Below are 23,498 nucleotides of genomic sequence, written 5' to 3'. Positions count from 1 at the left end.
TCACGCCTCCTGAAGTCCTGGTGAGTGGGTGCAGCGGGGCCACGAGGCGGGCCTGGTGGCCCCGCCCCGGCAGGGTCAGAACGCCGCGTTGAAGACCAGACCGGACAGCACCGCGCCGATCAGCGGCCCGGCCACCGGAATCCAGGAGTAACTCCAGTCGGAGGAACCCTTGTTGGGTATCGGCAGCAGGGCGTGCACCAAGCGCGGGCCGAGGTCCCGGGCGGGATTGATGGCATAGCCGGTGGGCCCGCCCAGTGACAGCCCGATGCCGACGACCAGCAGCGCGACGAGCAGCACATTGATCCCGGAGCCGTAGATCCCGGCATGCTCGCCGGGGACCTGGCCGATGCCGATACCCTTGTTCTGACCGAAGAACAGCAGCGGCAGCACCAGACCGATGGTCGCGATGATCTCGGTCACCAGGTTGGCAGCCGGCTTGCGGATCTCCGGGGCGGTGGAGAAGATCCCCAGCGTCGGCTGGGCCTTGCTCTGCTCGGCGTTGGCGGCGAACTGCGCGTAATACAGCGCCCAGGCCAGTACGGCGCCGATCACCGCGCCGGCCATCTGTGCCAGGACGTACAGCGGCACCTTCGACCACTCGGTACCGCCCGCGACCGCCGAGCCCAGCGTCACCGCGGGGTTGAGATGCCCGCCGGACAGCGGCGCCGCGGTGTAGGCCCCGGCCAGTACGGCCATGCCCCACCCGAAGGCGATCACGACCCAGCCGGCGCTCTTCGCCTTCGAATAGTGCAGGGTGACGGCGGCGCAGACACCGGCGCCGAAAAGAGTGAGTATCGCGGTGCCGATCACTTCACCGACGACGATGTCCCCATTGGAATACATGGCGGCTCCTTGTCCCTCGCCCGGGGACGTCCCCCGGTCCTCCGTGCAGGGTGCGTGCCACCGGCGGGCAGCGGACAGCCGCTGCCACCCGGCCGGGGTGCCTGAGTACGGCGATGCCGACTGGCATCCGGAAGTGTTCACCGGTGGTGAGGGGGCGTCAAGGTCGCGTACCGGGGCGGGTGTTGGGGGACTGGGCTTGGTGCCTTGGCCCGTTGGCCCGTCCCTCCGCCCGTCCGCCCGTCCGCTCGCCCGTCGGCCCGCCCGCCCTCACCGCACCGCGACTACGGCTGACCCGTGTCCGAACAGCCCCTGATTGGCGGTCACCCCCACCCGGGCAGCCGGCACCTGCCGTGCACCCGCCTGGCCCCGCAGCTGCCAGGTCAGTTCGCAGACCTGGGCGATGGCCTGGGCCGGCACCGCCTCGCCGAAGGAGGCCAGACCGCCGCTGGTATTGACCGGCAGCCGCCCGCCCAGCGCCGTCGCACCGTCCCGCAGCAGCTTGGCGCCCTCACCGGCGCCGCACAGCCCCAGATCCTCGTACCACTCCAGCTCCAGGGCGGTGGAGAGGTCGTAGACCTCGGCCAGCGAGAGGTCTTCGGGGCCGATCCCGGCCTCCTCGTAGGCGGTGCGCGCGATCGATGCCCGGAAGCCGGTCTCCGGCTCCGGTACGGCGGCCGCGGAGTCGGTGGCGATATCCGGCAGGTCCAGTACGGTCCGCGGATAGTGCGGGGTGGCCGTGGAGACCGCGCGAATCCGGACCGGGTCCGTGGCGCCGTGCCGGCGCGCGAACTCCATGCTGGTGAGGACCAGTGCCGCGGCGCCGTCGGAGGTGGCGCAGATGTCCAGCAGCCGCAGCGGATCGGCGACCACGGCGGATGCCGCGACCTCCTGCGCGGTGACCGCCTTGCGGTAGCGGGCGTACGGATTGGCCGCGCCCGCCGCCGAGTTCTTCACCTTCACCTGCGCGAAGTCGTCGGTGGTGTCGCCGTACAGGGCCATCCGGCGGCGCGCGTACAGCCCGAAGTACGCCGGGTTGGTGGCCCCCAGCACCCGGAACCGCAACCAGTCCGGGTCGTCGGGCCGTTCGCCGCCCGCCGGGGTGAAGAACCCCTTGGGCGCGGCGTCGGCGCCCACCACCAGGGCGACGTCCGCCATCCCTGAGAGAATCTGCGCCCGTGCGGTGTTGATGGCCTGGGCGCCCGACGCACAGGCCGCGTAGACGCTGGTCACCCGGGCGCCCTGCCAGCCCAGCGCCTTGGCGAAAGTCGCCCCGGCCACATACCCGGGGTAGCCGCCGCGTACCGTGTCCGCACCGACCACGCTCTGCACGGCGCGCCAGTCGAGCCCGGCATCCGCGAGCGCGGCCCGGGCCGCCTTCGTCCCGTACTCGACGAAGCTGTGCCCCCACTTGCCCCAGGGATGCATACCGGCACCGAGCACGGCCACATCGCCACTCGCGCTGCTTCCGCCGGCGGGGCCTGGGGCGAGGCGCGCTTGGGGGCGCCTATCTACCCGCCGCCCACCCACGGCGCTATTTTTTTCCCCGCCGCCCACCCCCCTTCGGGGGGTGGGCGGGTGTAGAGACGCGGGTACCGCATCCGCGGGTACCGCATCCGCAGGTACCGCTTCCGGGGCAGCGGGCACTGGTCCCCGGGCGGCGGGTACCGCCCCGGGCGTACCCGGCCTCCGCGACGCGGATATCGACTCGCCCCCGCCCCCGCCCCCGCCCCCACGCCCGCCCCCACGCCCGCCCCCCGCCAACCGCCACTGCCAGGTCGTCCAGACGTGTTCCGCGTCCTCGTGGAGCACCCCCGGCACCAGCTCGACCTCCGTGCCCATGGTGAGATCCGCGGCGCGGACGCCGGGCGCGGCCTGGCCGAGGACCACCATCCGCTCCTCCGCCAGTTCCACCGCGACCAGCAGGTACGGCTCCCATACGGCGTCGGGGTCGGAGACGTAGGGGGCGGGCGGGCGATAGCGGCTGTCGGTGTACGACCAGACCGTGCCGCGCCGGGACAGCGGCACCTCCGCCAGCTCGCCGCCCCCGCACACGGGGTTGCGGCAAAAGGTGTCCTCCCGGGGGAAGAACACCGCGCCACAGTCCCGGCACCGGGTCCCCAGCAGCCGGAAGTCCGCCGCGTCCTGGTCGAACCACCCCGGCACCACCGGCTTCCGCGTACGCGCCACAGAACCTCCTCAACCGCAGACCGAGAACAGCAGAACTGACGGAACGTCAGAAATTCTGGCACGCCACCGCCCGGCGCGGAACCCCGGTCCAGCACGGCCTCCGGGTGATCAAGCTGCTCGCGAGGGGGAGCGGCCACAGGGTGAGGCGAGAGGGAGCGCCCGCAGGATGGGGGGCGTCCGCCGGGCATCGCCGGCCGCGTTCCTTCATGCCACGGCCCCACCTCGTCCGCAGCCTGGCCCCCGGCATCCGGCCCTCCCGGCCCCCGCGCCCTCGGCGGCCGACGCGACGGCCGCCCGGAGGAATCAACGCCCGAACGAAATGCCGCTCCGGATTTCGCCGAACCGGACGCGCCCCGGCGGCGTCCCCCACAACAGGGTCCGGGGCACGGGATCGACGGGGGTGATGCCGTGCCCCGGCCCGCAGGTGACCAGCCCGCAGACACTCCGGCTCCGGCTCCGGCACCGGACCCGGATGGCCCGGCGCTCGCCCGCCGCTCCTACCGCCCCACCGCCCGCCCCCCTATCGGAAAGTCGAAATACGTGTCCGGGAAGGTCTCTGGCGTGAAGGTGTAGTGCCACCACTCGTTCGGGTAGTTGACGAATCCGGCGCGCTCCAGGCCGTCCTTCAGCAGCAGGCGGTGGGCCCGTCGGGCGCCCGTGATCCGTGGGTCGAGGGTGTGCGCCAGGGTGTCGAAGCAGTCGAAGCCGGTGCCCATGTCCACCGAATTGTCCGGGAAGCGGACCGCCTTCGGGCCGTAACAGGGCGCCAGTGGCTCCCCGGGGACGTACGGCCGGGTCGGCAGCGCGGGCAGCCGCACCAGCGTCAGATCGACGGTGCTGCCCCGGCTGTGCCCGGACTTCTCCGCGATATAGCCGTCCCGGAAGAGCGTCGACTTATCGACCCGCGGATAGAACTCGCCCTTCATCCGCTGGTCGCCGAGGTCCTTGGCCCAGGACACGAAGTGGTCCACGGCGCGCTGCGGGCGGTAGCAGTCATAGACCTTGAGGGAGTATCCGCGGCGCAGGAACGACACCTGCGCCCGGTGCAGTGCCCGCGCCGCGTCCCGCGTCAGCAGGCACATCGGAGCCCGGTAGCCGGTCACCGGGACCCCCATGAAGTTGTGCGGGGTGAAGTAGCGCATCTCCTGAATGATCGTGGGGTCCACGCTGCGCAGCGATACGAACTCCCGTGGCGCCTTGGGGTCGTGGGCGGGCGGCGACGCCGACTCCGGGCGGACGGCGGTGCCCGCCGTCGCGTTCGGCGAGAGCGCGGTGACAGCGATCAACGCAGCGGCAGTGGCAGCAAGGCCGCGCAGCGCGGCAGCAAGTCTCGGCATGGCCCTCGTCTACCAGCCCGGCAGCCGCAGAGGAAGCCCCACCACGCACGCCTCCCACCACGCACCCGGCCCACCACGCAGGCCTCCCACCACACCGCCGACCCACCACACACCGCGGCCACCGCCCCTGCGAAGCCTCCCCTGCCCGCCTGCCCGCCTGCCCGCCTGCCCGCCTGCCCGCGCAGCCACGCACCCCGCCCGCGCGCCCACCCACACCCCCGCCCCGCTACCCCTCCACCCCGTCATCCAGCCCCCGCACCCGCACCGGATACCCCACCGCGCCCCCGTCCCGCCGCTCCACGACCACCCGGCCGCCCGAGCGCCGCGAGGTGAAGCGCTCCACCGTCGGCCGCTGCCAGCCGTCCCCGGCGTCCGGCACCACCAGCCCGCTGCCTCCGCGCCCGGCGACCGGCGCCCACACCTCCAGCTCGGTCCCGCCGTCCGCCCCGGCCACCGGCAGCACCGCACCGGCCCGCGCCAGCACCGGAATCCGCGACAGCGGCGCCTCCACCCACACCTGCCCGGGACCGTCGTACGCCTGCCCGGTGGCGGTGTCGTACCACCGGCCGCGCGGCAGCCGCACCGGCCGCCGGGTCACCCCCGCCGCCAGCGCCGGCGCCACCAGCAGCGCATCCCCCAACAGGAAGGCGTCCTCGCAGTCCCGTAGGGCCCGGTCCCCTGGCGCGCTCCACCACAGCGGCCGGACATACGGCGCCCCGGTCAGCCGCGCCAACTGCCCCAGCGTCTCGAAGTACGGCAGCAGCCGCTGCCGCTCACGCAGCGCCGTACGGGCATGACCGAGCACCTCGCTCCCGTATTCCCAGGGCTCCCGCCGCCCCGCCCCGAGCGCCGAATGGGTGCGGAACAGCGGCAGGTAGGCGCCCAGTTGGAACCACCGCAGATACAGCTCGGGGCACGGCACCCCGGAGTACCCGCCGATATCGGGGCCGCTGTACGGGACCCCGCACAGCCCCAGCCCCAACACCAGCGACAGCGACGCCCGCAGCCCCGGCCAGCCCGTTGCCACATCGCCCGACCAGCTGCCGCCGTAGCGCTGCATCCCGGCCCAGCCCGAACGCGAGAAGAGGAACGGCCGCTCGTCCGGCCGCAGTTCACACAGCCCCTCGAAGCCGGCCCGGGCCATCGCCAGGCCGTAGATGTTGTGCGCCTCCCGGTGGTCGCCGCCCCGCCCCTCCAGCGCATGCCGTGCCGAGCGCGGCAGGGTCCGTTCCCCGAACGCGGCGAAGGAGACCGGCTCGTTCATGTCGTGCCAGAACCCCGCGAAGCCCTGCGACAGCCGCTCCGCGTACAGCGCACCCCACCACTTGCGCACCCGCGCATCGGTGAAGTCGGGGTACACCGACTCACCCGGCCACACCACCCCGCGCACCTCGCGCCCCCTCGCGTCCCGTACGAAGGCGTCCGCCACCGCCCCGCCCTCGTACACCGCGTCCCCCGGCTCGGCCTTCACCGCCGGATCCACGATCGACACCAGCCGCACCCCGTCCGCGCGCAACTCCCGAGCCAGCCCCGGAAGGTCCGGATAGCGCTGCCGGTCGACCGTGAACACCCGGTGCCGGTCGTAATGGTCGATGTCCAAATGGACGGCGGACAGCGGCAGTTCCCGCTCCTGGTAGCCGGCCACCACCCGGCGCACCTCCGCCTCTCCGCCGAAGCCCCAACGGGCGTGCTGATACCCGAGCGCCCACTGGGGTGGCAGCGCGGGCGCACCGGTCAGCGCCGTCCAGACCTGAAGCACCCGGGCCGGGGACCCGGCCAGCACCCAGTAGCGCAGCGGCCCGCCGTCCATCCGCAGCTCACAGGTGCCCGGCCGGTCATGCCCCGAGCCCGCGCCCTCCGCGCCCTCGCGCAGGGTGACCCGGCCGTCCCAGGAATTGTCGTGAAAGACCAGATGCGTACCGGCGTCCGCCACCACCAGCTGCACCGGCATCGTCAGCGACAGCGGATCGTCGCCCGGCCCGAAGGTGCCGCCCGGATCGGTGTTCCACAGCCGGTACGCCCCGTCCCGCAGCCGCGGCCCGTGCGCCCGGCCGCCCAGCCCGAAGAACCGGGCGTCGGCCGCCACCTCCGAGCGCTGCACCCAGCGCGAGCCGCCGCACCCCTCCGCCCGCCCGGCGCGCCCGTCCGCGCCCTCGTCACCAGTACGGTCCCACCAGCGCGGCGGCAACTCCCGCCGCAGCACCGCCCCGCCGGGCGTCCGCACCTCCACCGCGCCGTGCCGGGACACCACCACCAGCACCCGCTCGGAGACCACCCGCCAGCCGCCCTCCGTATCGGGCTCCAGCACCGCCCGCGCATCCACTTCGGGACACGCCCCGGCCAGTGCGTACGAGGGCTCCGGCTCGGCACCGTCCCAGCCGCAGAACACCGCACCGCCCGAGGCAACCCGCACCCGCAGCGACGACCGCGCGAAATGGATCATCCCGCCGCCCGGTTGGGGCTCCGCGCTCAGCGCCGCCCCCGGGACCCGCGCCCGTTCCGCGCCGCGCCCCGGCAGCGCCCGTGCATCCGCTCTCCGTGCCCGCCACGCCGAGCGCACGGACCGCAGCCCCTGCGCCGGCCCGACCGCCCTGATCATCCGTACCGACCGCACCAGATCCCGCCCGTCCATGCCGGTCAGCCTGCCATTGACGGGCAGGTGCAGGGGAACCGTTCAACTGCCGTTCACCTGCGCCGGGTCACGCTCGGACACCCTCAGCCCAAGGCGTGTCCGCAAAGTCCCGCCGTCCCCTGGAGGACCGGGCTCACGGCGCCCGCCCCAGGGCACGCCCCTCAATGGCCGAATCCTGCCGTGGGCCCGCCGCCCGCCCCGCGCTCACCTGGCGGCACCACATCCGCCACCCCCCGAATGTGGGGAGTCCACCCTGGTGCACAAGTCGATCACATGGCATCGTCCAGGCAAGCCGTGTCACGCGCACACGCCCACCCACTGGGCCGGGGGACCCCCATCGCTGTGCGCGCCCGACGCCCACCACGCGTATCGCCCGGGAGCCGCATGATGACCACCGCACCGCAGTCCGCCCACCAGCCGGAACCGCTCTGGCAACCAGGCCAGGACCGCATTGCCGGCGCACAGGTCACCCGCTTCCACACCTGGGCGGCCGCGCACCACGGCGCACCCGCCCCCACCCCCGGCGACCCCGCGCGGAGCTACGCCGACCTGCACCAGTGGTCCGTCCGCGACCTCCCCGCCTTCTGGCAGGCCACCGCCGAGTGGTTCGACGTCCGCTTCGCCACCCCGTACGAGACCGTCCTCGCCGACCGCACGATGCCCGGCGCCCGCTGGTTCCCCGGCGCCACCCTCAACTACGCCGAGCACGCCCTGCGCGCCGCCGAGGACCCGGCCCGCGCGGATGCGCCCGCGCTGCTGTACGTCGATGAGACCCATGAGCCCACCCCCGTCACCTGGACGGATCTGCGCGCCCAGGTCGGCTCGCTGGCCGCCGAACTCCGCCGCCTCGGCGTCCGCCCCGGCGACCGCGTCAGCGCCTACGTCCCCAACATCCCGCAGGCCGTCGTCGCTCTCCTCGCCACCGCCGCGGTCGGCGCCGTGTGGACCTCCTGCGCCCCCGATTTCGGCGCCCGCAGCGTGCTGGACCGCTTCCAGCAGATCGAACCGGTCGTGCTGTTCACCGTCGACGGTTACCACTACGGCGGCAAGGAACACGACCGCCGCGACACCGTCGCCGAGCTCCGCAACGAACTGCCCACCCTGCGCGCCGTCGTCCACATCCCGCTGCTCGGCACCCCCGCCCCCGAAGGCGCCGTGAACTGGTCGGACCTGACCTCGAACGACACCGAACCGGTCTTCGAACAGGTCCCCTTCGACCACCCGCTGTGGGTCCTGTACTCCTCCGGCACCACCGGCCTGCCCAAGGCCATCGTCCAGTCCCAGGGCGGCATCCTGCTCGAACACCTCAAGCAGACCGGCCTGCACTGCGACCTCGGCCCCGACGACCGGTTCTTCTGGTACACCTCCACCGGCTGGATGATGTGGAACTTCCTCGTCGCCGGCCTCCTGGTGGGCTCCACGATCGTGCTCTACGACGGCAGCCCCGGCCACCCCGACATCTCGGCCCAGTGGCGGGTCGCCGAAACCACCCGCGCCACCGTCTTCGGCACCTCGGCCGCCTATGTCATGGCCTGTCGCAAGGCAGGCATCCACCCGGCCCGCGACCTGGACCTCTCCGCCATCACCTGCGTCGCGACGACCGGCTCCCCGCTCCCGCCGGACGGCTTCCGCTGGCTGCACGACTCCTTCACGGAGGGCGGCACCGACCTGTGGACCGCCTCCGTCAGCGGCGGCACCGACGTCTGTAGCTGCTTCGCCGGCGCCGTCCCCACCCTCCCCGTACACATCGGCGAACTCCAGGCCCCCTGCCTCGGCACCGACCTACAGGCCTGGGACCCGCAGGGCAAACCGGTCATCGACGAAGTCGGCGAACTCGTCGTCACCAACCCCATGCCGTCCATGCCCACCCGCTTCTGGAACGACCCCGAGGGCACCCGCTACCACGACAGCTACTTCGACATGTACCCCGGAGTCTGGCGGCACGGCGACTGGATCACCGTCACCCCCCGCGGCAGCGTCATCATCCACGGCCGCTCCGACTCCACCCTCAACCGCCAGGGCGTCCGGATGGGCTCCGCCGACATCTACGAGGCGGTCGAACGGCTCCCCGAGATCCGTGAGTCCCTCGTCATCGGCCTGGAACTCCCCGACGGCGGCTACTGGATGCCGCTCTTCGTCCACCTCGCCCCCGGCGCCACCCTCGACGACGCCCTCCGCGACCGCATCAAGCGCACCATCCGCGAACAGCTCTCCCCGCGGCACGTCCCCGACGACATCATCGAAGCCCCCGGCGTCCCGCACACCCTCACCGGCAAGCGCATCGAGGTCCCGGTCAAACGCCTCCTCCAGGGCACCCCCCTCGACAAGGCCGTCAACCCCGGCTCCGTCGACAACCTCGAACTGCTCCGCTTCTACGAGCGGGTGGCCCGCGACCGCGCCACCGACCGCACGCAATAGGCCCGCCCGGCGCCGGACCGCCGAAGGCCCGCACGGCCTCCGGTCCGGCGCCCGGCCGCATTGTCAGACCCCTCGATTACTCTCAGTGACAAGTGGCGTCCGGCCGGCCCACGCCCAGCGCCGGACGCATCTCACCAGGGGGAGTCATGACATCCACAGCCAAGTACACCGACCAGTCCGCCCGCCGCAGGCTCCGCCGCGAAGTCCCCAGCGCCGCCGCCGTCCTGGCCGACGAGCAGGACTTCCGCGCCATGAGCCGCTACCGCACCTTCCCGTTCGACGACCACCGCAGCTACCTCCAGCAGATGGAGAACCTGCTGCGCACCCTCGCCTCCCAGGGCGTGCTCACGACCCTCAGCCTCTTCGACCCGGTCGCCTTCGAGAAATACTGCGCCGACCTCACCCTCGACCCCGACCGCCCCGACAGCCGCAGCCGCTACACCGCCGAAGTCGCCCGCACCGGCGCGACGTTGACCTACCAGGGCGAACCGCTCAACCGGCTGCTCCCGCTGCTCGTCGAGGAAGCCGACCGCCAGGCCACCTGGGATCACGCCTCCGCCGTCCTGGCCCGCGCCGGCGACTGCCCGGAGTGCGGCGAAGACCTCGCCCACGCCGCGTTCGCCCGCGCCACCCAAGCCCTCCAACAGCTCCTCGAAGCCCTCGGCAGCGGCACCCACCACCTCGTCTGCTCCGTCGCGGCCGGAGACCCGTCCCTGCTGGCGGTGCTGCATGCCACCGCCCAGGAGGGCGCCCGCCGCCGGCTCGCCGAATCGGACACCCTCGTCTTCTGCACGGTCCTCGCCGCCGGCTTCGCCCTGCGCACCCCCGGCGGCATCGTCTCCCGCACCACCACCGGCCACGACACCACCGGCGGCCCCGCCCACGACACGGTCCGCGGCTGGTCCTTCCGCGACGCCTGGCCCCGCGCCCTCAGCGCCGCCGAGGTCTTCACCGCCTATTGCACCGACGCCGACACCGGCGAGCCGATCCCACCCGAGCACGGCGTCGACTACGCCCCCGGCCTTCCCCTCACACCCCCACCCGACCCCCACCACCACAGCTGACCGCCCCGCACACAGCAACATGGCCGCCCCGCCACAAAGGGCGGGACGGCCATCAACACTCCTGAGCGACGCACGCGCCGCGCGAGGTCACTCCCCGGAGAGCACCGCCTGCGCGGCGGCCCGCGCATCGTCGGCGGTATCCGCGGCACGCGCCGCGGCCGCCGCCCGCTCACACTGCGCCAGCGTGTGCTTCGACAGCGTCGAGCGCACATACGGAATCGACGCCGCACCCATCGAAAGGCTGGTGACACCGAGCCCCGTCAGCACACACGCCAACAGCGGATCGGAGGCCGCCTCACCACAGACACCACAGCTCTTGCCCTCGGCCTTCGCGGCCTCGGCGGACGCCGCCACGAGGTCCAGCAGCGCCGGCTGCCAGGGGTCCTGGAGCCGCGAGACGGCCCCGACCTGACGGTCAGCGGCGAAGGTGTACTGCGCCAGGTCATTGGTCCCCAGCGAAAGGAACTCGACCTCTTGCAGAATCGACCGCGCCCGCAGCGCCGCCGACGGAATCTCCACCATCGCCCCGAACTTCGCCCGAAGCCCGGCCTCCCGGCAGGCATCCGCGAATGCCTTGGCGTCGATGCGGTCCGCCACCATCGGCGCCATGACCTCGAGGTAGACCGGCAGCCCCTCGGCGGCCTTCGCCAGCGCCGTCAGCTGGGTACGCAGCACGTCGGGGTGGTCGAGCAGCGTCCGCAGACCCCGCACACCCAGCGCGGGGTTCGGCTCATCGGCCGGCGTCAGGAAGTCCAGCGGCTTGTCGGCCCCGGCGTCGAGCACCCGCACCACGACCCGCCCCTCGGGGAAGGCCTCCAGCACCTTGCGGTACGCATCGACCTGCTTCTCCTCGGACGGCGCATTCTTGCTGTCGTCCAGGAAGAGGAACTCGGTACGGAACAGGCCCACACCCTCGGCCCCGGCCTCGACCGCGGCGGCCACATCACCGGGCCCGCCGACATTCGCCAGCAGCGGCACTTTGTGCCCGTCGGAGGTGGCACCCGGACCGGACGACGCCGCCAGCGCCGCCTTCCGCTCCGCCGCGGCCTGCTCCAGCGCCGCCCGCTTCTCGGCGTCCGGCTCGACAAAGACCTCACCGGTGCTGCCGTCGACGGCGATGACCGTGCCCTCGACGAGCTCACCCGCACCGGGCAGCGCCACGATGGCCGGCACCCCCAGCGCCCGCGCGAGAATCGCGCTGTGGCTGGTCGGCCCGCCCTCCTCGGTCACGAACCCGAGCACCAGCGTCGGGTCGAGCAGCGCGGTGTCGGCCGGCGCCAGATCCCGCGCGATCAGCACATACGGCTCATCGCTGTCCGGCACGCCCGGCATCGGCACACCCAGCAGCCGCGCGACAATCCGGTTCCGTACGTCATCGAGGTCGGCCACCCGGCCCGCGAGGTACTCACCGGCACCCGCCAGCAGCGCCCGGTAGGCGGCGAACGCGTCATACACACCGCGCTCGGCGGTGCTGCCCACGGCGATCCGCCGCTCGACATCCGCCATCAGCTCGGGGTCCTGCGCCATCATGGCCTGTGCCTCCAGCACGGCCTGCGCCTCACCGCCCGCCAGGTTTCCCCGCGCCATCAGATCAGCAGCGACAGCCTCCACGGCCTGACGGGCACGCCCCTGTTCGCGCTCCGCCTCGTCCGCCGGAATCTGCTTGGCCGGCGGCTCGAGAACCGCCGTACCCATATGCCGCACCTCGCCGATCGCCACACCGTGGCTGACGCCGACGCCTCGCAGCGTTGTCTCCATTGAACCCGTCTCCGGTTGATGCGACGACTGCGGCCGCCGCGATGGATGTCGTACCTGCCGTGGGGCCGAGCCTCCGGCTACTGCCAGGAGAAGAGCTGGTCGCCCGCCTTGACGTCGCCGTCCTCACGCACCTCGCCGAGCGAGTCCGCAGTGGCCTCCAGCGCGACGACCGGGCACACCGGCGACTTCCCGGCCTGCTCCACAGCGGCCGGGTTCCAGCGCACGACCTCCTGGCCGCGGGTCACGGTGTCGCCCTTGTTCACGAGCAGCTCGAAGCCCTCGCCATTGAGCTGCACGGTGTCGATACCGAGATGGGTGAGCACCCCGTGCCCCTCGGAGTCGACGACGACGAACGCATGCGGGTGCAGCGATACGAGGACACCGTCCACGGGCGAAACAGCGGCGGACGGCTCACGCACCGGATCGATGGCGGTACCGGGACCCACCATCGCTCCGGAGAACACCGGGTCGGGCACAGCCGCGAGTCCGATGGCGCGTCCGGCAAGAGGGGACGTCACGGTGGTCATGGGAAGCCTCCCAGGGGTGGAGATTCATCAGGCCGCCGTCACTACCTGTCCTGGACGGCGCACCGTTCAGAAGCGTAAGTCATAAGAACTGACGGTTCCGCATGAGAGACGCCGGTTGCCGTCCGCGAGTCCCGCTGAATCGATTTGCCTCGCCCACACCAGAGCTGTACTGTCTGACACCTGCCCCGGACGGCCAGGACGCAATCAACTGCGTCAGGTTGAGGTGGGCGGCACTCCTAGCGCCTTGATCGCGACTTAAGAATTGCGCTTTCCGCATGCTTGCGGAAAGTAGCGGTTCGAAATCCGGAAAAGGAAATCCGCTAAAGTAGTGATTACGCCGAAAGGCACGGCAACGCAAATTGCCGGACCACGGCGTAACCCCCTCCGACGGGGATTCGGAAACGAATTCGGACCGGCAACGGACCGAGAATCGGATCTGCTAGAGTCGGAAAGGCCCAAAGCGAAAGCCAAACGGCCGGGCCCGCTCCAACAGGGCGCCGGAGACGGAAACGGATCTGGTAAGGTTGGAAACGCGAAGAAGCCGAAAGGTGGAAACGCACCGGCGAAAATCGGGCCCGCAAGGATCTGATAGAGTCGGAAACGCAAGACCGAAGGGAAGCGCCCGGAGAGCCTGGTGAGACAGGCACAAAGGAAGCGTCCGTTCCTTGAGAACTCAACAGCGTGCCAAAAGTCAACGCCAGATATGTTGATACCCCGTCCACCGGAAACACTTCCGGAGGATGAGGTTCCTTTGAAAAGTCCATCGGCGCCCATGTGGTGCGGATGGCACACACAGCGAGGACGCTGTGAACGACCGGACCTATTCCGTCTGGTCGTTCCGCTCTCGTGTGTGTTTCACCCGATTACGGGTAAACATTCACGGAGAGTTTGATCCTGGCTCAGGACGAACGCTGGCGGCGTGCTTAACACATGCAAGTCGAACGATGAACCTCTTTCGGGAGGGGATTAGTGGCGAACGGGTGAGTAACACGTGGGCAATCTGCCCTTCACTCTGGGACAAGCCCTGGAAACGGGGTCTAATACCGGATATGACTACCGACCGCATGGTCTGGTGGTGGAAAGCTCCGGCGGTGAAGGATGAGCCCGCGGCCTATCAGCTTGTTGGTGGGGTGATGGCCTACCAAGGCGACGACGGGTAGCCGGCCTGAGAGGGCGACCGGCCACACTGGGACTGAGACACGGCCCAGACTCCTACGGGAGGCAGCAGTGGGGAATATTGCACAATGGGCGAAAGCCTGATGCAGCGACGCCGCGTGAGGGATGACGGCCTTCGGGTTGTAAACCTCTTTCAGCAGGGAAGAAGCGAGAGTGACGGTACCTGCAGAAGAAGCGCCGGCTAACTACGTGCCAGCAGCCGCGGTAATACGTAGGGCGCAAGCGTTGTCCGGAATTATTGGGCGTAAAGAGCTCGTAGGCGGCTTGTCACGTCGGATGTGAAAGCCCGGGGCTTAACCCCGGGTCTGCATTCGATACGGGCAGGCTAGAGTTCGGTAGGGGAGATCGGAATTCCTGGTGTAGCGGTGAAATGCGCAGATATCAGGAGGAACACCGGTGGCGAAGGCGGATCTCTGGGCCGATACTGACGCTGAGGAGCGAAAGCGTGGGGAGCGAACAGGATTAGATACCCTGGTAGTCCACGCCGTAAACGTTGGGAACTAGGTGTGGGCGACATTCCACGTCGTCCGTGCCGCAGCTAACGCATTAAGTTCCCCGCCTGGGGAGTACGGCCGCAAGGCTAAAACTCAAAGGAATTGACGGGGGCCCGCACAAGCAGCGGAGCATGTGGCTTAATTCGACGCAACGCGAAGAACCTTACCAAGGCTTGACATACACCGGAAACGTCTGGAGACAGGCGCCCCCTTGTGGTCGGTGTACAGGTGGTGCATGGCTGTCGTCAGCTCGTGTCGTGAGATGTTGGGTTAAGTCCCGCAACGAGCGCAACCCTTGTTCTGTGTTGCCAGCATGCCCTTCGGGGTGATGGGGACTCACAGGAGACTGCCGGGGTCAACTCGGAGGAAGGTGGGGACGACGTCAAGTCATCATGCCCCTTATGTCTTGGGCTGCACACGTGCTACAATGGCCGGTACAATGAGCTGCGATACCGCGAGGTGGAGCGAATCTCAAAAAGCCGGTCTCAGTTCGGATTGGGGTCTGCAACTCGACCCCATGAAGTCGGAGTTGCTAGTAATCGCAGATCAGCATTGCTGCGGTGAATACGTTCCCGGGCCTTGTACACACCGCCCGTCACGTCACGAAAGTCGGTAACACCCGAAGCCGGTGGCCCAACCCCTTGTGGGAGGGAATCGTCGAAGGTGGGACTGGCGATTGGGACGAAGTCGTAACAAGGTAGCCGTACCGGAAGGTGCGGCTGGATCACCTCCTTTCTAAGGAGCACTTCTTACCGACCTCTGGTTGGTCAGAGGCCAGTACATCAGCGAATGTCTGATGCTGGTTGCTCATGGGTGGAACGTTGACTATTCGGCACACTTGATTGGTTGTCACTAGTACTGCTTCGGCGTGGAACGTGGGGACGAGTGAAGTGGGTCGGGCACGTTGTTGGGTATCTGAGGGTACGGACCGTTGAGTCTGGACCTTCGCGATGCCGGCCCCGGTAAAGGTCCGCTTCGGCGGGTTGTGACGGGTGGCTGGTCGTTGCTTGAGAACTGCACAGTGGACGCGAGCATCTGTGGCCAAGTTTTTAAGGGCGCACGGTGGATGCCTTGGCACCAGGAACCGATGAAGGACGTGGGAGGCCACGATAGGCCCCGGGGAGCTGTCAACCAAGCTTTGATCCGGGGGTGTCCGAATGGGGAAACCCGGCAGTCGTCATGGGCTGTCACCCGCTGCTGAACACATAGGCAGTGTGGAGGGAACGCGGGGAAGTGAAACATCTCAGTACCCGCAGGAAGAGAAAACAACCGTGATTCCGGGAGTAGTGGCGAGCGAAACCGGATGAGGCCAAACCAGTCACGTGTGATACCCGGCAGGGGTTGCGTGGTTGGGGTTGTGGGATCTCTCTTTCACAGTCTGCCGGCTGTGAGACGAGTCAGAAACCGTTGATGTAGGCGAAGGACATGCGAAAGGTCCGGCGTAGAGGGTAAGACCCCCGTAGCTGAAACATTAGCGGCTCGTTTGAGAGACACCCAAGTAGCACGGGGCCCGAGAAATCCCGTGTGAATCTGGCGGGACCACCCGTTAAGCCTAAATATTCCCTGGTGACCGATAGCGGATAGTACCGTGAGGGAATGGTGAAAAGTACCGCGGGAGCGGAGTGAAATAGTACCTGAAACCGTGTGCCTACAAGCCGTGGGAGCGTCGCGTTGAGTCTTCGGATTCAACGTCGTGACTGCGTGCCTTTTGAAGAATGAGCCTGCGAGTTTGCGGTATGTTGCGAGGTTAACCCGTGTGGGGAAGCCGTAGCGAAAGCGAGTCCGAATAGGGCGTTGAGTAGCGTGCCCAAGACCCGAAGCGGAGTGATCTAGCCATGGGCAGGTTGAAGCGGAGGTAAGACTTCGTGGAGGACCGAACCCACCAGGGTTGAAAACCTGGGGGATGACCTGTGGTTAGGGGTGAAAGGCCAATCAAACTCCGTGATAGCTGGTTCTCCCCGAAATGCATTTAGGTGCAGCGTCGTGTGTTTCTTGCCGGAGGTAGAGCACTGGATAGGCGATGGGCCCTACCGGGTTACTGACCTTAGCCAAACTCCGAATGCCGGTAAGTGAGAGCGCGGCAGTGAGACTGTGGGGGATAAGCTCCATGGTCGAGAGGGAAACAGCCCAGAGCATCGACTAAGGCCCCTAAGCGTGTGCTAAGTGGGAAAGGATGTGGAGTCGCAGAGACAACCAGGAGGTTGGCTTAGAAGCAGCCATCCTTGAAAGAGTGCGTAATAGCTCACTGGTCAAGTGATTCCGCGCCGACAATGTAGCGGGGCTCAAGCACACCGCCGAAGTCATGTCATTGCAGCAATACTCCTAACGGAGGCTGTGATGGGTAGGGGAGCGTCGTGTGCCGGGTGAAGCAGCCGTGGAAACGAGTTGTGGACGGTTCACGAGTGAGAATGCAGGCATGAGTAGCGATACACACGTGGGAAACGTGTGCGCCGATTGACTAAGGGTTCCTGGGTCAAGCTGATCTGCCCAGGGTAAGTCGGGACCTAAGGCGAGGCCGACAGGCGTAGTCGATGGACAACCGGTTGATATTCCGGTACCCGCTTTGAAACGCCCAATATCGAATCCATTAATGCTAAGGCCGTGAAGCCGGCCTGGAGTCTTCGGACAAAGGGACGTGGTGGAGCCGCCGATCCAAGGTGGTAGTAGGTAAGCGATGGGGTGACGCAGGAAGGTAGTCCAGCCCGGGCGGTGGTTGTCCCGGGGTAAGGGTGTAGGCCGTGTGGTAGGTAAATCCGTCACACGTTAAGGCTGAGACCTGATGCCGAGCCGATTGTGGTGAAGTGGATGATCCTATGCTGTCGAGAAAAGCCTCTAGCGAGTTTCATGGCGGCCCGTACCCTAAACCGACTCAGGTGGTCAGGTAGAGAATACCGAGGCGTTCGGGTGAACTATGGTTAAGGAACTCGGCAAAATGCCCCCGTAACTTCGGGAGAAGGGGGGCCATTGCTGGTGATGAGTTTTGCACTCTGAGCTGGTGGTGGCCGCAGAGACCAGCGAGAAGCGACTGTTTACTAAAAACACAGGTCCGTGCGAAGCCGTAAGGCGATGTATACGGACTGACGCCTGCCCGGTGCTGGAACGTTAAGGGGACCGGTTAGTCACATTTCGGTGTGGCGAAGCTGAGAACTTAAGCGCCAGTAAACGGCGGTGGTAACTATAACCATCCTAAGGTAGCGAAATTCCTTGTCGGGTAAGTTCCGACCTGCACGAATGGCGTAACGACTTCTCGACTGTCTCAACCATAGGCCCGGTGAAATTGCATTACGAGTAAAGATGCTCGTTTCGCGCAGCAGGACGGAAAGACCCCGGGACCTTTACTATAGCTTGATATTGGTGTTCGGTTCGGCTTGTGTAGGATAGGTGGGAGACTTTGAAGCGGCCACGCCAGTGGTTGTGGAGTCATTGTTGAAATACCACTCTGGTCGTGCTGGATGTCTAACCTGGGTCCGTGATCCGGATCAGGGACAGTGTCTGGTGGGTAGTTTAACTGGGGCGGTTGCCTCCTAAAGAGTAACGGAGGCGCCCAAAGGTTCCCTCAGCCTGGTTGGCAATCAGGTGTTGAGTGTAAGTGCACAAGGGAGCTTGACTGTGAGACTGACGGGTCGAGCAGGTACGAAAGTAGGGACTAGTGATCCGGCGGTGGCTTGTGGAAGCGCCGTCGCTCAACGGATAAAAGGTACCCCGGGGATAACAGGCTGATCTTCCCCAAGAGTCCATATCGACGGGATGGTTTGGCACCTCGATGTCGGCTCGTCGCATCCTGGGGCTGGAGTCGGTCCCAAGGGTTGGGCTGTTCGCCCATTAAAGCGGTACGCGAGCTGGGTTTAGAACGTCGTGAGACAGTTCGGTCCCTATCCGCTGTGCGCGTAGGAGTATTGAGAAGGGCTGTCCCTAGTACGAGAGGACCGGGACGGACGAACCTCTGGTGTGCCAGTTGTCCTGCCAAGGGCATGGCTGGTTGGCTACGTTCGGAAAGGATAACCGCTGAAAGCATCTAAGCGGGAAGCCTGCTTCGAGATGAGTACTCCCACCCCCTTTGAGGGGTTAAGGCTCCCAGTAGACGACTGGGTTGATAGGCCAGATATGGAAGCCCGGTAACGGGTGGAGTTGACTGGTACTAATAGGCCGAGGGCTTGTCCTCAGTTGCTCGCGTCCACTGTGTAGGTTCTGAAGTAACGACCTGTGTCATGTCCGGGTTGTCATCTTCATAGTGTTTCGGTGGTCATTGCGTTAGGGAAACGCCCGGTTACATTCCGAACCCGGAAGCTAAGCCTTTCAGCGCCGATGGTACTGCAGGGGGGACCCTGTGGGAGAGTAGGACGCCGCCGAACAATTTTTGTTAAAGCCCCTCGGGAACGAAAGTTCCCGGGGGGCTTTTTCGCGTTTCGGTGATCTTGGGACCCGCGGCACGGCGCCGCCGGCGGGGCAGGTAAGGTCAGGGGGCATCGTTGGTACATTTCCCCCAGGAGGCTTCCGCGTGGAGGTCCAGGAGACGCGGGTTCAGACGGATCGCGTCCTCACCATCCCGAATATCCTGAGCATGGCTCGCCTCCTCGGCGTGCCGTTGTTCCTGTGGCTGATCCTGTGGCCGGTATTCGGCGGCCCGACGGCCGATGGCTGGGCGCTGCTGGTCCTCGCGCTGAGCGGTGTGAGTGACTATCTGGACGGCAAGCTCGCCCGGCGCTGGAACCAGATCAGCAGCCTGGGCCGGATCCTCGACCCGGCCGCCGACCGCCTCTACATCCTCTCCACCCTCGTCGGGCTGACCTGGCGCGAGATCCTGCCGGTCTGGCTGACCGCGGCACTGCTGGCACGGGAAGTGATGCTGCTGATCGCGGTCGGATTCCTCGGACGCCACGGTTACGGACCGCCCCAGGTGAACTTCCTGGGCAAAGCGGCTACGTTCAACTTGATGTACGCCTTCCCGTTGCTCCTCCTGAGCAGCGGAAGCGGCTGGCTTCACACACTTGGCACCGTTTTCGGATGGGCGTTCGCAGGATGGGGTACGGCGCTGTACTGGTGGGCAGGAGTCCTCTACGTGGTCCAGGTCCGCCGACTCATCAAAGCGGACACCACGGCCGACTGAGCTTTCCGGACCGGCAGCTGGTGCCAAGGCCCGGCGCCCGTACGCGATAACAGGAACAGTGGGCGAGCTGGACAAGTGAAGTCGGCAAGACCGTCGTCTCTTAGAGGAGGACGCTTCCGACATGAAGGCCGTTGTGATGGCCGGCGGCGAAGGAACACGCCTTCGCCCCATGACGTCCAGCATGCCCAAGCCCCTGCTTCCGGTCGTCAACCGGCCGATCATGGAGCATGTGCTCAGGCTGCTGAAGCGGCATGGTCTCAGTGAGACCGTCGTGACCGTGCAATTCCTTGCTTCTCTCGTCAAGAACTATTTCGGCGACGGAGAAGAGCTCGGAATGGAGCTCACCTACGCCAACGAGGAAAAGCCGCTGGGCACCGCGGGCAGCGTGAAGAACGCCGAGGAAGCCCTCAAGGATGATGCCTTCCTCGTCATCTCCGGTGATGCCCTCACCGACTTCGACCTCACGGATCTGATCCGGTTCCACAAGGAAAAGGGCGCGCTGGTCACCGTCTGCCTCACGCGGGTCCCCAACCCGCTCGAGTTCGGTATCACCATCGTCGACGAGGCCGGCAAGGTCGAGCGCTTCCTGGAAAAGCCCACCTGGGGTCAGGTCTTCTCGGACACCGTCAACACCGGCATCTACGTCATGGAGCCGGAGGTCTTCGACTATTTCGAGCCCGATGTGCCGGTCGACTGGTCCGGGGATGTCTTCCCGCAGCTCATGAAGGAAGGCAAGCCGATCTACGGCTATATCGCCGAGGGCTACTGGGAAGACGTCGGTACGCACGAGAGCTATGTGAAGGCCCAGGCCGATGTGCTCGAGGGCAAGGTCGATGTGGAAATCGACGGTTTCGAGATCTCGCCGGGCGTATGGGTCGCTGAGGGCGCCGAGGTCCACTCCGACGCGGTGCTGCGCGGCCCGCTGTACATCGGCGACTACGCCAAGATTGAAGCCGGGGTGGAGCTGCGGGAGCACACCGTCGTCGGCTCCAATGTCGTCGTCAAGAGCGGTGCGTTCCTGCACCGGGCCGTGGTGCACGACAACGTCTACATCGGGCAGCAGAGCAATCTGCGCGGCTGTGTGATCGGCAAGAACACCGACATCATGCGGGCCTCCCGGATCGAGGACGGCGCCGTCATCGGTGATGAATGCCTGATCGGTGAAGAGTCGATCGTCCAGGGGAATGTGCGGGTCTATCCGTTCAAGACCATCGAGGCCGGCGCGTTCGTCAATACGTCGGTGATCTGGGAGTCCCGTGGCCAGGCGCATCTGTTCGGCGCCCGCGGGGTGTCCGGGATCCTCAACGTCGAGATCACCCCGGAACTCGCGGTGCGGCTCGCGGGCGCGTACGCCACCACCCTCAAGAAGGGCTCCACGGTCACCACCGCGCGCGACCACTCCCGTGGTGCCCGGGCGCTCAAACGCGCCGTGATCTCCGCGCTTCAGGCCAGCGCCATCGACGTACGGGACCTGGAGAATGTGCCGCTGCCGGTCGCCCGCCAGCAGACCGCGCGGGGCAGCGCCGGCGGGATCATGATCCGTACGACGCCCGGGGTGCCGGACTCCGTGGACATCATGTTCTTCGACGAGCGGGGCGCCGACCTCTCGCAGGCCAAGCAGCGCAAGCTCGACCGGGTCTTCGCCCGCCAGGAGTACCGTCGCGCCTTCCCCGGCGAGATCGGTGATCTGATCTTCCCGGCCAGCGTTTTCGACTCCTATACGGGGTCGCTGCTGCGGGCCGTGGACACCACGGGCATCGGCGAGTCCGGGCTGAAGGTCGTCGTGGACGCCTCCAACGGCAGCGCGGGCCTGGTCCTGCCCAGCCTTCTGGGGCGGCTCGGCGTCGACTCCCTGACCATCAACCCCGGGCTCCATGAATCCCGGCCGACCGAGACCGCCGACGCCCGGCGTGCCGGGCTTGTCCGGCTCGGCGAGATCGTGGCCTCGGCGCGGGCCGCCTTCGGGGTGCGCTTCGACCCCGTCGGTGAGCGGCTCTCCCTCGTGGACGAGCGCGGCCGGATCATCGAGGACGACCGCGCGCTGCTGGTCATGCTGGATCTCGTCGCCGCCGAGCGGCGGGCCGGCCGGGTGGCGCTGCCGGTGACCACCACCCGGATCGCCGAGCAGGTGGCGGCGTATCACGGGACGCAGGTGGAGTGGACGACCACCTCGCCCGACGACATGACCCGGGTGGGCCGCGCCGACGGCACGGTCTTCGGCGGGGACGGCATGGGCGGCTTCATCATTCCGGAGTTCAGCAGCGTCTTCGACGGCGCGGCCGCCTTCGTCCGGCTGATCGGCCTGGTCGCCCGTACCCAGCTCACGCTCAGCCAGATCGACGCACGGATCCCGCGCGCGCATGTCCAGCGCCGCGACCTGGCCACCCCGTGGGCGGTCAAGGGCCTGGTCATGCGGCATGTCGTCGAGGCCGCCGGCGACCGGGACGTGGACACCACCGACGGCGTACGAATCGTGGAGGCCGACGGCCGTTGGGTCCTGGTGCTGCCGGACCCCGCTGAGGCGGTCACGCACCTGTGGGCGGAAGGGCCGGATGACGCCTCCGCTCAGCAGCTGCTGGACGAGTGGTCCGCCGTAGTGGACAGCGCAGGACGCTGACCGGGGCCCCACCGGCGGGCCGTGCATCGGCACGCCGGTGGGGCCATTGGGAGACCGCGCGGCCGACGTGCGACGATGTGCGGCATGTCGCAGCAGCGCCCCGATCGGAGCAACCCGAACACGCCGGCCGCGCGCCCCGATGCGTCCATGTCGCTGCTGACCAACGTGATGGATCACAGTCTCGACGACGGATACGCGGAGGCCGCCGCACGGAAGTCCGAGACCGGGGTGCGGGGACTGCCGCGGACCTTGCGGGCGAAGCTGGGACTTGCGGCCGGTTTGGTGCTGGCCGCGCTCGTGGTGACCGTGGGGGCGGCGCAGGCGCGGATATCAGCACCGACGCTCGCCAAGGAGCGCGAGGAACTGATCAACCGCATCCAGAAGGGCACCGGCGAGGCGGACCGGCAGCAGAAGCGGGTCGACGCGCTCCGGGACGACGTCAGCAGTATGCAGCGCGAGGCGCTGAAGAAGCACGGCGGCGACAAGGCCGAGCTGCTGGCCCTGCTGTCCGGCTCGACGCAGGTCACCGGACCCGGCGTGAAGCTCGTCGTGGACGATGCGAAGGGCGCGGCGTCCAGCGGCGGCGGTCCGCGTGAGAGCAGTGGTTTTTCGGACACCGGGCGGGTACGCGACAGAGATATGCAACGCGTCGTCAACGGCCTGTGGGCATCCGGTGCGGAGGCCATCTCCGTCAATGGACAGCGGCTTACCTCACTCTCGGCGATCAGAGCCGCGGGAGACGCCATACTGGTCGACAACAAGCCACTGGCGCCGCCTTATACGGTGCTGGCGGTGGGGGACGGGCAGCGGCTGAGCACCGCGTTCCAGGACAGCGCCGATGGTCAGTACCTGCACGTGCTTCAGGAGAACTACGGCGTGCGCACCAGGATTTCCGCTGAGAACGAGGTCACGCTGCCGCCCGCGCCCAGCTTGATCGTACGTACCGCAAAGCCGCAGGCCGGTGCCGCCAAGGCGGACGGCGCCGACACAGGGAAGGGCACATCGTGATCGCCGTATTGGGCCTCATCGTGGGAGTCGTGGTCGGACTTGTCGTCCGACCCGTGGTGCCGACGGTGGTCGAGCCCTATTTGCCGATCGCTGTCGTCGCGGCGCTGGATGCCGTGTTCGGCGGTCTGCGCGCCATGCTGGACGGCATCTTCGACGACAAGGTCTTCGTGGTCTCCTTCCTGTCGAACGTCGTCGTCGCCGCGCTGATCGTCTTCCTCGGCGACAAGTTGGGTGTCGGTTCCCAACTTTCCACCGGCGTCGTCGTGGTGCTGGGTATCCGGATCTTCTCCAACGCGGCCGCGATCCGCCGGCACGTCTTCAGGGCGTGAG

Annotated in this window: 12 protein-coding genes, 3 rRNA genes and 1 pseudogene; 9 read left to right on the top strand and 7 right to left on the bottom strand. The window is 67.7% G+C overall.

Annotation, left to right across the window (positions count from 1 at the left end; genetic code table 11):
- Positions 1 to 75 precede the first annotated feature (75 nt).
- From CP981_RS05000 to CP981_RS04985, 5 genes and pseudogenes are all read right to left on the bottom strand, one after another.
- A complete protein-coding gene (locus CP981_RS05000; protein WP_085928529.1) occupies positions 76 to 843 on the bottom strand; it encodes an MIP/aquaporin family protein in 768 nt (255 codons plus the stop codon).
- Positions 844 to 1,110: 267 nt separating this feature from the next.
- Positions 1,111 to 2,289: a lipid-transfer protein gene (locus tag CP981_RS38095; RefSeq protein ID WP_280117066.1), complete on the bottom strand. Its 1,179-nt coding sequence runs from the start codon at positions 2,287 to 2,289 to the stop codon at positions 1,111 to 1,113.
- A gap of 306 nt (positions 2,290 to 2,595) precedes the next feature.
- Positions 2,596 to 3,009 (bottom strand): annotated as a pseudogene (locus CP981_RS38090) (Zn-ribbon domain-containing OB-fold protein); the annotation flags it as partial.
- 518 nt (positions 3,010 to 3,527) lie between these two features.
- Positions 3,528 to 4,367, bottom strand: a complete 840-nt coding sequence (locus tag CP981_RS04990) for a M15 family metallopeptidase (RefSeq protein WP_150522312.1) — start codon at positions 4,365 to 4,367, stop codon at positions 3,528 to 3,530.
- A gap of 226 nt (positions 4,368 to 4,593) precedes the next feature.
- A complete protein-coding gene (locus tag CP981_RS04985) occupies positions 4,594 to 6,999 on the bottom strand; it encodes a glycoside hydrolase family 31 protein (protein WP_085928678.1) in 2,406 nt (801 codons plus the stop codon).
- A gap of 387 nt (positions 7,000 to 7,386) precedes the next feature.
- On the opposite strand from CP981_RS04985, the gene CP981_RS04980 reads away from it, so the two are divergent.
- Positions 7,387 to 9,417, top strand: a complete 2,031-nt coding sequence (locus tag CP981_RS04980) for an acetoacetate--CoA ligase (RefSeq protein ID WP_085928677.1) — start codon at positions 7,387 to 7,389, stop codon at positions 9,415 to 9,417.
- 146 nt (positions 9,418 to 9,563) lie between these two features.
- Positions 9,564 to 10,481 carry a hypothetical protein gene (locus CP981_RS04975; protein ID WP_085928676.1) on the top strand — a complete coding sequence of 306 codons (918 nt, stop codon included), beginning with the start codon at positions 9,564 to 9,566 and terminating at the stop codon, positions 10,479 to 10,481.
- A gap of 87 nt (positions 10,482 to 10,568) precedes the next feature.
- On the opposite strand, the gene ptsP is transcribed toward CP981_RS04975, so the two are convergent.
- Complete coding sequence (gene ptsP / locus CP981_RS04970) at positions 10,569 to 12,239, bottom strand: phosphoenolpyruvate--protein phosphotransferase (RefSeq protein ID WP_085928675.1); 1,671 nt, start codon at positions 12,237 to 12,239, stop codon at positions 10,569 to 10,571.
- 77 nt (positions 12,240 to 12,316) lie between these two features.
- A complete protein-coding gene (locus CP981_RS04965) occupies positions 12,317 to 12,766 on the bottom strand; it encodes a PTS sugar transporter subunit IIA (protein WP_018090628.1) in 450 nt (149 codons plus the stop codon).
- A gap of 876 nt (positions 12,767 to 13,642) precedes the next feature.
- Between CP981_RS04965 and CP981_RS04955 the strand changes: the two genes are divergently transcribed.
- The 7 genes from CP981_RS04955 (at position 13,643) to CP981_RS04925 (ending at position 23,497) form a co-directional block, all read left to right on the top strand.
- Positions 13,643 to 15,171 (top strand): 16S ribosomal RNA (locus tag CP981_RS04955).
- A 304-nt stretch (positions 15,172 to 15,475) separates the two neighbouring features.
- Positions 15,476 to 18,598: ribosomal RNA gene (locus CP981_RS04950) — 23S ribosomal RNA — on the top strand.
- A gap of 73 nt (positions 18,599 to 18,671) precedes the next feature.
- Positions 18,672 to 18,788 (top strand): 5S ribosomal RNA (gene rrf / locus CP981_RS04945).
- Together the 16S, 23S and 5S rRNA genes form the textbook arrangement of a ribosomal RNA operon.
- Before the next feature lie 146 nt (positions 18,789 to 18,934).
- Entirely contained in the window at positions 18,935 to 19,543 is a 609-nt protein-coding gene (gene clsA / locus CP981_RS04940; protein ID WP_085927400.1) for a cardiolipin synthase ClsA, read from the top strand.
- A 121-nt stretch (positions 19,544 to 19,664) separates the two neighbouring features.
- Positions 19,665 to 22,160: a mannose-1-phosphate guanyltransferase gene (locus CP981_RS04935; protein WP_085927401.1), complete on the top strand. Its 2,496-nt coding sequence runs from the start codon at positions 19,665 to 19,667 to the stop codon at positions 22,158 to 22,160.
- A 75-nt stretch (positions 22,161 to 22,235) separates the two neighbouring features.
- Positions 22,236 to 23,168 (top strand): DUF881 domain-containing protein, encoded by a 933-nt coding sequence (locus CP981_RS04930; protein ID WP_190146388.1) that lies wholly within the window; start codon positions 22,236 to 22,238, stop codon positions 23,166 to 23,168.
- A complete protein-coding gene (locus CP981_RS04925) occupies positions 23,165 to 23,497 on the top strand; it encodes a small basic family protein (protein ID WP_042152041.1) in 333 nt (110 codons plus the stop codon). Before CP981_RS04930 ends, CP981_RS04925 begins: the two co-directional genes overlap by 4 nt.
- Position 23,498: the final 1 nt, after the last annotated feature.

Source organism: Streptomyces platensis (assembly GCF_008704855.1).
GTDB classification, from domain to species: domain Bacteria; phylum Actinomycetota; class Actinomycetes; order Streptomycetales; family Streptomycetaceae; genus Streptomyces; species Streptomyces platensis.
Note: the sequence above shows the minus strand (reverse complement) of the source record. Positions and strands in the feature narration are given on the sequence as shown.